General features: G+C 46.7%; 10 protein-coding genes, 1 pseudogene and 1 CRISPR repeat array. Of the genes and pseudogenes, 7 read left to right on the top strand and 4 right to left on the bottom strand.

All coding sequences use genetic code 11. The features are described 5' to 3' along the window. Nucleotides 1–23 precede the first annotated feature (23 nt). Nucleotides 24–1025: a CRISPR-associated endonuclease Cas1 gene (gene cas1, locus MIC7113_RS31760; RefSeq protein ID WP_015186218.1), complete on the bottom strand. Its 1002-nt coding sequence runs from the start codon at nucleotides 1023–1025 to the stop codon at nucleotides 24–26. Nucleotides 1026–1223: 198 nt separating this feature from the next. Next, a CRISPR array of direct repeats spans nucleotides 1224–1773; the repeat unit is 35 nt; unit sequence GTTTCCGTCCCCGTAAAGGGGAAGAGATTTGAAAC. 446 nt (nucleotides 1774–2219) lie between these two features. On the opposite strand from cas1 (MIC7113_RS31760), the gene cas1 (MIC7113_RS31755) reads away from it, so the two are divergent. The 4 genes from cas1 (MIC7113_RS31755) to MIC7113_RS31740 all read left to right on the top strand — a co-directional run bounded on the left by cas1 (MIC7113_RS31755) (nucleotide 2220) and on the right by MIC7113_RS31740 (nucleotide 9738). Then, a complete protein-coding gene (gene cas1 / locus MIC7113_RS31755; RefSeq protein ID WP_015186217.1) occupies nucleotides 2220–4223 on the top strand; it encodes a CRISPR-associated endonuclease Cas1 in 2004 nt (667 codons plus the stop codon). Between the two features lie 874 nt (nucleotides 4224–5097). Then, nucleotides 5098–8712 (top strand): hypothetical protein, encoded by a 3615-nt coding sequence (locus MIC7113_RS31750; protein ID WP_015186216.1) that lies wholly within the window; start codon nucleotides 5098–5100, stop codon nucleotides 8710–8712. 166 nt (nucleotides 8713–8878) lie between these two features. Then, a complete protein-coding gene (locus tag MIC7113_RS31745; protein ID WP_015186215.1) occupies nucleotides 8879–9472 on the top strand; it encodes a ParA family protein in 594 nt (197 codons plus the stop codon). After that, nucleotides 9469–9738, top strand: a complete 270-nt coding sequence (locus MIC7113_RS31740) for a plasmid partition protein ParG (RefSeq protein ID WP_015186214.1) — start codon at nucleotides 9469–9471, stop codon at nucleotides 9736–9738. Before MIC7113_RS31745 ends, MIC7113_RS31740 begins: the two co-directional genes overlap by 4 nt. A 56-nt stretch (nucleotides 9739–9794) precedes the next feature. Here MIC7113_RS31740 and MIC7113_RS38830 read toward each other — a convergent pair whose 3' ends face one another. Both MIC7113_RS38830 and MIC7113_RS31735 read right to left on the bottom strand, forming a co-directional pair. Then, the gene (locus MIC7113_RS38830) at nucleotides 9795–9920 is read right to left on the bottom strand and encodes a hypothetical protein (protein WP_015186213.1); all 126 of its coding nucleotides are present in this window, start codon (nucleotides 9918–9920) and stop codon (nucleotides 9795–9797) included. A 97-nt stretch (nucleotides 9921–10017) separates the two neighbouring features. Beyond that, entirely contained in the window at nucleotides 10018–10260 is a 243-nt protein-coding gene (locus MIC7113_RS31735) for a ribbon-helix-helix domain-containing protein (RefSeq protein ID WP_015186212.1), read from the bottom strand. Between the two features lie 187 nt (nucleotides 10261–10447). Between MIC7113_RS31735 and MIC7113_RS31730 the strand changes: the two genes are divergently transcribed. The 3 genes from MIC7113_RS31730 to MIC7113_RS31720 all read left to right on the top strand — a co-directional run bounded on the left by MIC7113_RS31730 (nucleotide 10448) and on the right by MIC7113_RS31720 (nucleotide 12055). Continuing rightward, nucleotides 10448–10993 (top strand): hypothetical protein, encoded by a 546-nt coding sequence (locus MIC7113_RS31730; protein ID WP_015186211.1) that lies wholly within the window; start codon nucleotides 10448–10450, stop codon nucleotides 10991–10993. After that, the gene (locus MIC7113_RS31725) at nucleotides 10990–11286 is read left to right on the top strand and encodes a hypothetical protein (protein WP_015186210.1); all 297 of its coding nucleotides are present in this window, start codon (nucleotides 10990–10992) and stop codon (nucleotides 11284–11286) included. Before MIC7113_RS31730 ends, MIC7113_RS31725 begins: the two co-directional genes overlap by 4 nt. Nucleotides 11287–11566: 280 nt before the next feature. Continuing rightward, on the top strand, nucleotides 11567–12055 hold the full coding sequence (locus MIC7113_RS31720) for a hypothetical protein (protein WP_015186209.1): 489 nt from the start codon (nucleotides 11567–11569) through the stop codon (nucleotides 12053–12055). Nucleotides 12056–12312: 257 nt separating this feature from the next. On the opposite strand, the pseudogene MIC7113_RS31715 reads toward MIC7113_RS31720, so the two are convergent. Next, nucleotides 12313–12780 (bottom strand): annotated as a pseudogene (locus MIC7113_RS31715) (SDR family NAD(P)-dependent oxidoreductase); the annotation flags it as partial. Nucleotides 12781–13012: the final 232 nt, after the last annotated feature.

The following is a 13012-nucleotide window of genomic DNA, read 5'->3' as shown; positions in this document are numbered from 1 at the left end:
AAAAGTCAAAATTCAAAAAAGTATTACTTTTTACTTAAAAACGGTCGATAAAATTCCCGTTCGCCGAGCAAGCAAGCAACATACTCCTGCACTTGCCATTCCAAGCACTGCTGATAGTTCACAGTTCCGGCGTACAAATGATTCACCTCACTCTGCAACGTCTTCTCCCAATACTGGATGAATTTATTGATGGCATTGGGATAGAGATACACTCCACCTCGCGCATCGGGTAAGGTAAAATCCGCTGGGGTAAATAGCTGAAGAATTACCAAATCCACCACCAGAGCATCCACCAACAAGGCGCTAAATTCTTCCATAAAATCAGCGACTAAGGCGGGATGATGGTCGCGATGAATGTGCAAATTGCCAAAATGAGAGTGCAACCCTACAGCTTGCAGCAGGGCATAAATATTCTGATTCAACAGGGTGTAACCTAAATTCAACAGGCTGTTGATGGGGTGAGTCGGTTGGTGTTGAATTGGTTGGTCAAAATTGAGCGCTCCAGCGAACAAACAACCCAAAGATTGAAAGTAGAGTTTTGTTGCTGTTTGCCCATATTCCCGCAGCACGTCCACTGAATCGGCAAGGGGTAAATCATCCAACAACAGCGCCATAGCATCAAGAGTTGTTTGAGTCGCTTTTGTCGGATGGCAATGAGAAAAGTGCCGCAGCAAAGTGCAGGAATTATGCAATTTGGCTCGGACGATACTCTCTGCTATTGCTCTTGTAAATTCAAGGTCTTTTGCACGTTTGAGTTGGTGGGCTAAGTATTTCACTCGACGCCGTTCTTCCGTCTCGATGCGTCCGAAATAATTGCCTTTATCATCAAGGAACAGTACAGGAATGCATCGGGATAAAGCGAAATATATGGCTTTATCAGACCGCTTACAGTAGCCAATGAGAACAAGATTGTTGACCTGATTGATTGCTACTTTGCAGCAGGGTTTATGGGGGTGAAAAACCAGTAAATGTTGGTCTTGGACTTTTAGATACGACTCAGTGCCAGTGATGTAAAGGTTGTTCATTTTCCCAACCGTAGTTTTTAGGAATTGGGAGCTTTAAGTTCTCCACAGTTCCATCTTTACGGAAGGGTATTTGAGTATGAGTATGAGTAACTGGCTGTTGTATATGAGTTTGTATATGACTTCAAAAATGTCTGATTTGGCTTTTGAGTGGCGAGAGTGGTAGCGTGGGCAATGCCGACCCTACTCTATCACAGAAGGGTTTCCGTCCCCGTAAAGGGGAAGAGATTTGAAACGTTAGCGGAGAAAACCCCGTCCGAACCCAAACCGGTTTCCGTCCCCGTAAAGGGGAAGAGATTTGAAACTTTATCGAGGGAGAAAGTTTCCAAAGTTATGGTTTTACAATGTTTCCGTCCCCGTAAAGGGGAAGAGATTTGAAACCCCCAGTCAGCCCAACCCCGGTACATCCCCCGAAATACCACCACGTTTCCGTCCCCGTAAAGGGGAAGAGATTTGAAACTCAATGATTGTGAGAAAGAAAGGAAAAGAACCCTAGGGTTTCCGTCCCCGTAAAGGGGAAGAGATTTGAAACTAATCGGATCAGGCACATATACCTATGCCCAGCCAAATGTTTCCGTCCCCGTAAAGGGGAAGAGATTTGAAACCGGATGACGGAAGTAGCAGTGTTCTTATTATGAACGTTGCGTTTCCGTCCCCGTAAAGGGGAAGAGATTTGAAACTAATCCAGAGCGGTAAAACACCGCTTGAAGCATACAGTTTCCGTCCCCGTAAAGGGGAAGAGATTTGAAACCCTACCATTCTGGACTCCTTACTGGGAGAGAGTTCAAGATACCTGTATATGGGGGGGTCTAAAATCACCCCATATAGTTGAGACTAATTCTCACTAATCCCCCAGATCGAAAGCCTGAAATCCTTACCCAGAGAGCAATATGGGGGGGTCTACGAAATCATGAGAGTTTTAGCGATCGCCCGACTCCCCCATATAGGTGTTCTTTAGCTCTCTCCATAAATATCAATGAGCATTTGCCGACCATTCAATTGTCAAGGTACAGACGTTCACATACTCGCTTTGCCACAAAATAACCGAAATTAGCCCAAAAGTCAACTCATATACAAACTCATATACCCCTACCCCGTACTCAAACTCGAACTCGCATACCTCCTTGCCAAGATGAAATTGTCCAGATTTCCCTTTCTTACTTTTGCCTTTTCACTTTTTACTTTTAACTTATCCCAATGGACTTTCCCTTAGAAGATTTAATCGCCGCTTGGCGGCAAGTACGTCGAGGGAGTCGCAGTGCAGGAATTGATGGAATTACCACAGACTTGTTTGCCGGCGTTGCTAAAGAACAGTTGTATTCTTTACAGCGCCAACTGCAACAGGAACACTACGCTGCCCATCCCGCACTGGGATTTTACCTACGCAAAACCAGGGGAGGCAAGCGGTTAATTGGCATTCCCGTCGTCCTCGACAGAATTGTCCAACGCTTGTTACTCGAAGAACTTTATCTCCCCTTAGAAGATACCTTTCTCGATTGCAGTTACGCCTATCGTCCCGGACGAGGAATTCAGATGGCGGTGCAACATCTGGAATCTTACTACCAATTCCAACCCACTTGGGTGATTAAAGCAGATATTGCCCAATTTTTTGACAATCTCTGCCATGCCTTGTTGTTCACCCATTTAGAACAGTTGCAGCTTGAACCCATTGTCCTGCAATTGATTGAACAGCAACTCAAAGCCGGAATTGTCATTAAAGGTCAACGCCTTTTTCCTCAAAAAGGCGTATTACAAGGAGCAGTACTTTCCGGTGCATTAGCCAATTTGTATCTCACGGAATTTGACCGACAATGCCTGAGTCACGGCCTTAATTTAGTGCGTTATGGCGATGATTTTGTTGTGGTTGCTCCCGACTGGATACAAGCCAATCGCGCTTTAGAACAAATTACCACTGGCTTGGCGCAACTGTACTTAACTCTGCAACCGGAAAAGACAAAGATTTTTGCTCCGGATGAGGAGTTTACCTTTTTGGGCTATCAGTTTGCCGGGGGAACTGTAACCGCACCCCCCCCTGTGGTGAACGAAGATAGCGAAGCCTTTTCCGAGTCGGGAAGTCCCTCTCGCCGGAAAACTCGGCAACCGCCCAAACTCAAATCCCGACCTCCCAAAACTTGCAACATCGTTAAACGGTCCCAATTTCCCATTGCTGATTTAGACCATTATTGGAAGGAACCGATGACCACACTTTATATTACTGACCAAGGGGCGTATTTAAAGGTAGAACACCAGCAGTTTGTGGTGTTTTATCAAGGTGAACTGCGCTGCAAAGTTCCCGTGAATCGAGTGAGCCATATTGTACTGTTTGGTTGCTGCAATTTATCGCACGGGGCGGTAAGTTTAGCGTTGCGGCGACGGATTCCAGTGCTGTACCTGTCCCAGAAGGGGCGCTATTTCGGACGATTGCAAACTGAAGGACAGGCGGAGGTGGAGTATCTGGTGCGTCAGGTGCAGTGCGCCCTCGACCCAGACTTTACCAGGCGGCAGGCAAAAAGTATCGTGTTGGGGAAGTTGCACAATTCCCGAATTCTGTTGATGCGGTTGAACCGTCGCGTTAAGTCGGAAAAGGCGGCAAAGGCGATTGATAGCTTGGCGCTGCTGATGTTGGATGTGCCGGATGCCGAGTCGATTGAGGTGTTGCTGGGATATGAGGGACACGGTTCCCATCTGTATTTTCAAGCGCTGGGGACGTTGTTTAAAGAACCCTTTGTGTTTGAAAAGCGCACCAAGCGTCCACCCACTGACCCGGTGAATAGTTTACTCAGTTTGGGGTACACGCTGCTAAGTCAGAATATGTATTCGATGGTGCAGACGGTGGGGTTGCATCCTCACTTTGGGAATTTGCACGTCCCCCGCAACAATCACCCAGCGTTGGTGAGTGATTTGATGGAGGAATTTCGGGCGCTGTTGGTGGATTCGCTGGTGGCTTATTTGGTGAATTCTAAGATTTTTGTCTTGGAAGATTTTACACCACCGGATGAGCGGGGTGGGGTGTATCTCTTTCCGGATGCTTTGAAGAAGTATCTCAAGCATTGGGAGGAGAGGTTGCAAAGTAAGATGACGCACCCTCATACGGGATACAAGGTGAGTAACCGTCGCTGTTTGGAGTTGCAGGTGTGGGAATATATCGCCTGTTTGATGGGGGAACAGGAGATTTATCGACCGATGACTTGGAAGATGTAATGTTGTCTGATTAGCGCTTGGACTCTGCCGTTGGTAAAAGCCAGCGGCTTTTTTGTCAAATAGGAGGCTCACTATCTTGACATGGGGTTGGTGTTAGCGTCAGGATAGTGTTCAAGAATAACTGTACCTGGAAAACTGAATTATTTTAGGTGATAGATTTTTGAGTTGAGTATTTTAACTTGAATGGCACTGACTTAAGCCCTGAACTAAAGTTCGCGCTAACAGCTAAAACCCGTTGAAACGGGTTGAAAAGCTTATCCAGTAAGCTTTAGCTTACTTCAGCTTTGAGCCTGAAATTTATTTCAAGGCTCTTATGTCAGTGCCATTCATTTTAACTTAACTTAAGTTCCGTCAGCAGCTTTCTTATGGGGGGGTCAGGCAAGGGCTGAAATCCTGATTTTTTCGTAGACCCCCCCATATAGCGCTCTGGATAAGGGTTTGAGCTTTTTGCTTAAGCGGGTAATTGAGAAATTGTCTCAGTTATCTGGGGTGATTTTAGACCCCCCCCATATAAGGGCATCTCAAATTCTCTACCAGTAAGGGTTCCAAAAGGGTAGGGTTTCAATTCACTTCCCCTTCACGGGGACGGAAACTATCAGTCAGAGCAAGAATTCTCATGGCTTGTCATCCATGGTTTCAATTCACTTCCCCTTCACGGGGACGGAAACACACTGCTACTTCCGTCATCCGTGAATGTGAATTCAACGGTTTCAATTCACTTCCCCTTCACGGGGACGGAAACCATACAGGTGGATTGAAAGACGACAGGGAAATATTAACGAATTCCAACATTACCAACGTTCCAATCAATTGCCTGATAAAATTGACCCATCAAGTCAAGCCAAACTCTTAAACCTTTCAAATCCAGGGTGCTATGGCAGGACGATCTCTTCAGGCATCCCCTCAAGGCATCGAAAAAGCGAAAAATGCCTTAAACCGCAACAACCTAACCCAAAAAGCACTAGCCAACGAAAGAGGAATCGCCTCCTGGTCAACCGTCAACAAATTCTTCAATGGCAGACCCGTTGACCGTTCAATCTTCATCGAAATTTGCCAAGAACTGAACCTAGACTGGGAAGAAATCGTTTCCCCATCACCCAGCAACCCAGCAGCAGAAGAACCTGAGTCCGAAGAACCATCAGTCAGTTTTTCCGACCCACTCATCTCAACGGTACAACGCAACGCCACCCGTACCCGACGCGCCTTAGACCCCTACATTCTGCCCCGTATCCGCCGCGAAGCACTCCTAGAAAAATGCCTCAAAGCCATCCGCCACAGCCTTCAAGCCGAAAAACAAAACGTGATTCCCATTATCGGTTCGGCGGGATATGGCAAAAGCACCATCCTCGGCAATATCTACGATGAACTAGAAGAAGAACTAGCCAACACCAACTCCGGTTGGATAGCATTGGCAAGATGCGACGACCTGATTGAATCCGTTGATACCTTTGCCACTGAACTAGGAGAAAAAATTAGCGGCACTAGAGAGTCAATTGCACAGATTGCCCAACAACTCAACCAACAGTACGGCAAAGGCGTGCTGCTTTTAGACACCCTAGACATCGTTTTAACCAAACCCCTCGTTCCCGTCCTCCGCATCCTCCTATTTGAACTCTTGGAATCTGGCACCACCCTCGTCTTCACCTGCCGCGACCAAGATTACAGTTACTTTTTTGAACCCTATCACGAAAGCTTTGCCGGGTTTCGCCACAGCGTTAACGATGGCTGCAAAATTCCCCTCTTCAACAATGACGAAGTCAAACAAGCAGCACGCGAATTCGTCAAAATCAAACAAAAAGCTAATGCCACCCGTAGCGGTGAAGAATTTGCCGATAAAATTATTGCCCTTTCCGCCGACAGTCAATCCCTGCAAGAAATTACCCGCAACCCCTTACTCTTGGCGTTACTGTGCGATTTATTTGCCCAAGAAGAAAACGTCCCAGAAGACTTAACCGTTAGCCAACTCTACGCCAAGTATTGGGATTGGAAAATTGCCAAAGTCCGGAAGAATTTGCCCTCAATGCAAGTCTGCCTCGCCAAAGAAAAGCTGTGCCTGGAGATTGCGGAGGCGATGTACAAAAAGTCCGACGAACGCCTGCGAGACTCTCTGTATGAAAGCAATCTCAACTTAGATGAAACCGAATTTTTGGCCTACTCCGAACTAAAAAGTGACGGAGTCATCAAAGAAATCGGCGGGAAGCGAATAGTCTTTTTCCACCAAACCTTTTTAGAATACGCCATCGCTCGCTGGCTTTACTCCACAGATTCCGGAGAATGCGCCCGAAAACAGTTAAAAAATGAACTCAAAGCCTCACAAAACACTTACTCGAAATACTATATCTGGGCAGTCTTTCGTCAACTGTTGACTCTCGTGAGTTTGAGCGAATTTTACCAGATTTGTGACGAGTTGGACAAAACCCAACTACTCCCGTTTCGCTCCGTTGCCTTCGCCTCAGTATCCCGCAGCGAACCAGAGTCCTCCTCAATCTTACTCCCCTTGCTGGCGATCGCACTCACAAAAGACTACGCTTACCAAGAAGCACTGCTGATTGCCGCCAATTCCGCCCCCAACCGTCACGGGGAAATGGTCTGGCAAATCATTGTAAAACTCCTAGAAAAAGTCGGCCGAGAACTGATTAACAAGACAACCGAGATAGCGGGTGAACTGTTAACTCGCCTAAACACAGCCAAACGCGATCGCTTTCAACAAGCCTTAGACGCCGTCAAAAACCGAACAGCAAAAGCGCTCGATAGCCAACAAGAATTATACCATATCTATGGTCAACTAATCGCAACTTATTACAATAAAGCTCTTCCACATTGGGAACGCCAAATTGACTTAGATGTTCTTTCCCTTTTAACAGACTATTATTTTATATTTGGTGGCAACGTTCGTTCTCTGGTCGTTGACCTTTATTTAAAGCCTGGAGTCCCTGAATTAATCCAACGAGAATTGCTTCTAGCGATTGTGCAAAAACCCGCTTCCGAGCAATGCCGGGAAAAGGAAAAAGTAAAAGAACTGCTCAAGTATTTACTTCCCAACTGGCTCTCCTCGCCCGATTCACCCTTTGGAACCTCCTGGGTTGAAGCCCTCCACACTCCCCTTGACAAAGATTGGACTTCAGTAGTGGCAGGCGTTGTCGGTCAACAAGCTGCCTTAGTTCCAGACGTATTGGAAACCTTAATCGAACATCTATTTACAGATAGTCAATCCCAAGAATCTAAAGATTTTAATCGCTGCAATCTCATCGCGATTCAAGAAGCTATCAATAGTGGAGCCAGCAACAAAGTGGCTTCTATTTTATTGAAAATTCCTATCACAACCCTTCTGCAAAACCGGATATCATCACTATCGACCCTCTTGAGAGAAATTGCCGCTCCAATTCGAGGAAAATCTCAAGTAGACCCAGAATTAAGATTAGCTTTAGCTCAATGGGTTGTCCCTTTAGTTCATCAACATCCTATCGAATTAATTCGTGTCATTGATGCACTGGCAACTGATTCTCCCCCAGTACAACACCTACTCGGACAACTCCTCCAACAGTTGCTCCCCAATTTACCCCAAAACCAAACCAATCCAATTCTTAAAAAACTCAGCCACATTCCCGAACAGCTAGAACCCTATCTCCAGCAAACGGCAAAATCTAAAGAATCCCGGTCAGCCTTATTAAAAATTTACCAGCGTCAAGCCGAACATGGCTCATCATTCGCTCTCTCTAACATCCTGCAATTTTGTTTAGATGAGTCTATCGATGTTGCCCGTGATGCATCCTGGATAATTCTCGCTTTTGCCGAACAACACAAATCAATAAATGTTTCTCAACTGCTTCCAGTATTAGCTCGCTCTAAAATAGTTGGAGTGCGTCAGAACTGTTTAAAGGCATTAATAGCCGCTATTGACTCTGGTTTAGAAGTTACCGAGCCAGAAATTCTCACCGTCTTCGATACATTAGCTAACGAGCAGGCTCCAGAGGTGGTGCTGCTTTTATATAAATTACTGAACTGTTTAATTTGGAATCATCTTTCGGGAAATGTTTCTATTTCCTTAGCGTTAGCGGAAGCCGCTTTGAATTTAACTCATAACCTGGTCAACGAAAAAAATCAAAAAACTCTTGACATGGTGGCTCATTCAGCCTTCATCAGTTTGAATCAAATGACGAATCTGAAAGATGTCAGGTTGATGCCCCAACTCGCTGAACATACGCGTGCCCTTTTGCGGTCAACCGATATCAGTCGCAAAATCGATAAGTTAGTGATTACAGGACTTCTGAATAAATTAGCTAAACATAATGATAAATTGTTGGAGCAAATTGTCCGAGATGATTTTGTTATCGGCGATCGGGTGCTCCCCGTGGCGAATATGTGTGCCGTTGCGGTCGCGATCGTCCACGCTCAAGGGAAAAACGCGCCTTTGCTGAATGTGCTCTTGAATGATGAAAGGTTGCCCGAAGATGTAAAAAGTCGAATTCTCCGGGAGCAAGGAGTCTAACAAAAAGGCAAGCAATAACTGAGGAAGCAAAGCATTGGGTCAGTCTGCTCTGAGTCTAGATATCTCCACTTACACAAACATCCAGACATTTAAAAATCTAGATGTCTGGATGTTTAAACGTTCAGATCTGCGTTAAAATCTCTCTATCCAAGACCAGGTAAAGGCAATGATCGTCACAGTTGCCAGTTTCAAAGGGGGAGTGGGGAAAACCACCTCCGCGCTGCACCTAGCCGCATACTTTCAGGACAAAGCTCCCACACTGCTAGTAGACGGCGACCTCAACCGCAGTGCTTTAGACTGGGCGAGTCGCGGCAATCTTCCTTTTAAAGTCGTGGATGAAAAGCAAGCCGTGAAGTTTGCGCGTGAGTACGAACACATCATCATCGACACCCCGGCTAGACCATCACCGGATGAACTCAAAATTATTGCTTCTGGTTGTGACCTATTAGTACTGCCCACCAGCCCCGATGCTTTAGCCCTCGGTGCCACACTTCAGATGGTAGAGGCTCTTCATTGTCTCAAGACTAACTACAAAATTCTTTTGACTCTCATCCCTCCACACCCGAACAAGACCGGTGAAGAGGCCAAAAATGCGATCGCTAAAGTTGAACTGCCCATGTTCAGCACAGGTATTAGACGCCTTGCTGTGTTTCAAAAAGCGGCCTTAGAAGGTGTACCCGTCAATCAAGTCAAAGGCGACTCCTACGCGGGTATAGCTTGGCGTTGTTACTTTGAAGTGGGAAAAGAGATTCTGCCATGACTAACAAAAAAGACAGTACTCGGTTTGATGCTCTATTTGGTGCAACCAAACAAAAAAAGCAGACAAGAGAGCCAACGGATTCCAAACCAGTGCGTAAGTCCAAAAGCACCGACCCTGATTATGTACGCACGACGGTTTACCTCCCCAAGCAACTGCACAAGCAACTTAAAGCGGCGGCGGCGGATGAGGAGCGGGAGATGAGCGACATCGTTAAAGAGTTGGTCGAGCAGTGGTTGAAGTCGAGAAGTGAACATTCAGATGTCTAAATGTTTAAATGTCTAAATGTTTGAATGTCTAAATGTCGAGTAGCGTACACTTCGTTCTAGGGGAAATCTGTGTCTTGCTTATCTTGCACATTGCCGAAAATAATCGTGGGCGGCGCGTGTAGAACACCACGCTTGGTATAGCCCTGAATAGGGGTGAGTAAGTGCATACGGGTTTGGGTCATGATTCATCTTCGTCTGAATTTACTTCCTCTAGCTGTTTGAGCCAGACTTCTGCGGCTTCTTTCTCTGTAGCTATTTCCTGCTGGCATTCTTCATCGTTTAAAGAGGCGATGTGCCGCCTGAGGGCTTTTTTATTACTTCTGCCGTCTCACCCTCCTTTGGAATGAGTACAAATCGACCGCGAGTGAGCTGCTCAATTAGCTCTGACTTACTCAGGTTGAATCTCTTCGCTATCTTATCGAGTTCATCGATCGCCCAAGGGGTGAGGGAAAAAGTTGTTCTTGCCTTTCGCTCACCCCACTTAAGAGGTCGTCCCGATTCGCCGCCTTTTTCTACTGACATGAGTTTGCTTTGACTAGCTGAAGTTGTCTCTCTCGACGGGGATTATAGCCATAACTGATGTCATTTCCCTAATTTGACTCTTGTATTTGTTATGTACATAATTATTTCAGGATGGAAAAGCCGCGCTTAGTGGTTGGGAAGCCGGAAAGCGCGGCTAACTCCAAATGTTCATGGAGGTTCTTTAATCATGCCAAACAATCAACCCTCGTCAGAGTATCTGGCAGGGAGTTCTTGTGCTTATCAGCAAGCCCTAGACGATTTCGGTATCACCGAACTTCTCGAAACGCTGAGTCATTTTCAAGATGCTGACTTCAATGCCCAAGAGCTACACCTAGAGCCAGAGGAACTCGACTCAATTGCCGCCCTACTCATCAATCAGCTAACGGGTAGCCTCAACGGAAAGCTCATGAGTGGTTATTTCAATGCTCACCGTCACGGCAACGCCGATGTATTTTCTCGTCCCATTACCCTAGAGTTTCCCCAGTCAGCTTCCTTACCGTCTGACTTTCCTAATAACGCACCAAAACCCCGGTTTGAATTTGGGGCGATAGTTTCCGTGAACAGCTCCGAATGGGGAGTGGTGATTGGGCGCTTCTACAACTATGCCCCTCACCGCTGCTGTTGGATGTGGCGTTACATTCTGTGGCTCGATTCCACGAGTTCAAGTGCTGCTTGGGTTGTTGCTGCCACTGCTTGGGAAGAGGACTTAGCGCGAATCGGGGAGGAATCATGAGAAATCCCCGCCCCATCGGTGAGCGAGAACTACGGCTCATTGCGCGTTTTGCCAACTGCCGACTGGAAATGACCCCTCGCCAATTTTATGAGAAATGGGATGTGACCTACGAGCAAATGTCGCAGCTATGTCGGTGTGACATCACAACGGTTAACCAGTGGTTTCGGCGAGGACGCCATTACCAACCCCCCAGACATTACCACAAGTGGTATTTGGCTCTGGCGGATATCTTGTTGGAATGCTACGAAGACATCCCAGAGACGCTTTTGCATCGTCTCTGTCTCGGTCGGTAGATACAGAAAATCATGAGGATGTCAATAGGAAAATCCCATATTTTTGCCACACATTCTCAAATTAGGGTAACTACAGTCCATCTAGATATTCTGTGTTGTGCCTATGGAACAGTAGTCGTGTGATTTTTGTATCAATTTCCATGTTATTACAAGCTTGTGGCAGGCGATCGCTCTTATGAGCTCGTGACAAGAGCGGTCGCTTTTTTCTCAACATCAAAAGCGCTGAAATCCCATCTTAAGAGCGCTCACCCTGATTTACCGATTACACCCTTTTAGACCAATGAAACATTCGGATTGGCTTCGCCTCAATAAAGAAGGCGAACAGATTTGTGCCGTTTTTCGCCAACAAGGTTATCAGTGCAAGAAACAATCCCGCCGTCTCTCCTGGCAGCTTTCCCAAGAGGGTCAGGACGATTATACTCTCACCTGGCTACCCGCCCCCGTGGGCGATTGGAGTTTGATACCGAATGATTCCAGCCCAGCACGGGAGAAAATGTGGGCGATTGTCCAAAATGCCCTCACACCCAAACCAGGGCAAGCCACAACCGATCAACGAGTGCAACAATCTGAAGATTATTCTCGACCTTGGGCAATTGTCCGGCTGTTACCCGATGCTCGACGTTACACAGTAGCCCGTTTTTTTAACAGGCAAGATGCAGAAGACCATCGTCGGTTTTTACATCGGTATATGCCAGCATCTGAGTTCGAGGTGATTTTCGACGTGCCTAACCCTCAACTGAATAACGATGTTGCACACATCAAAACTTAGTCCTCTATATGTTAAATGTTTTACTGTTTCATGAGTAGTAAATGGCGTTATGGCTACGCCCGTTGATGTCGTGAAAAGAACTTTTGACCAAATCGAGCGATCGCATCGCCCCTTATTTGCCCTAGAACTCGCTCAAGCTGTGCCTATGTGGAGCTGAAAGGCAAACATGATTAAGCTGGCTTGCCTTTTGTAATGTTACGACTGGAGGTCGCTCTCGTCTCGCCCGCTTACTTGTTTGCCGACCCAGGCTCAGTGAGGTAGACGGCCTCAAACGGTCCGGGCATGATGGCAGCGATGGATGAAGTGAAGAGGATGCGACCCTTGCCGCGTTCGACCATGTCCTTCACGACCCGTTTGGCGAGATGCACAGATGACACGACGTTCAGGTTGATGAGATTAAGCTCGTCCTTCAGGTCAGTCTCGCGAGCAAAATCACCGCCGACGCCAACACCCGCGTTGATGGCGATCGCCTCCACCGCTCGACCAGTCGCCTTAATCTGGTTGTAAAGTGTCTCAACACCGTCATACGTAGCCAGATCTGCCTGCACCGTCTCAACCTTGGCACCCAGCCCCTCGAAGGCTTGAGCGGCTTCATTGATACTCGGTCCAGTAGCTGTGACGAGGAGATCGAAGCCGTTTTGGGCAAACTGTTTGGCGAGTTCGTAGCCGATGCCGTTAGAGGCTCCCGTCACCACAGCCAAGGGGCGGCTCAACGAATTGTCCATTTCTCTTATCCTTATGTAAGACTACTCAAACGTGTTTTGAAGCTTTCTGCCCTAAAGCCATCCTAAAGATTGAGAAGTCCCCTCTCCTCTGACTAATGAAGTGCGATACTTTATCTAATGGTCTATCTAAGGGTTGAATTAACATTAACCTCATTCCTTGGCTAGAAGTTGGATGAAACAGTAGCCGTTAGTTTGAGTGGGTTAGGTCTGCATACCAAAAAGTCATCCGAGT

Origin of the sequence: Allocoleopsis franciscana PCC 7113 (assembly GCF_000317515.1) — a bacterium.
Lineage (GTDB): Bacteria > Cyanobacteriota > Cyanobacteriia > Cyanobacteriales > Coleofasciculaceae > Allocoleopsis > Allocoleopsis franciscana.
Note: the sequence above shows the minus strand (reverse complement) of the source record. Positions and strands in the feature narration are given on the sequence as shown.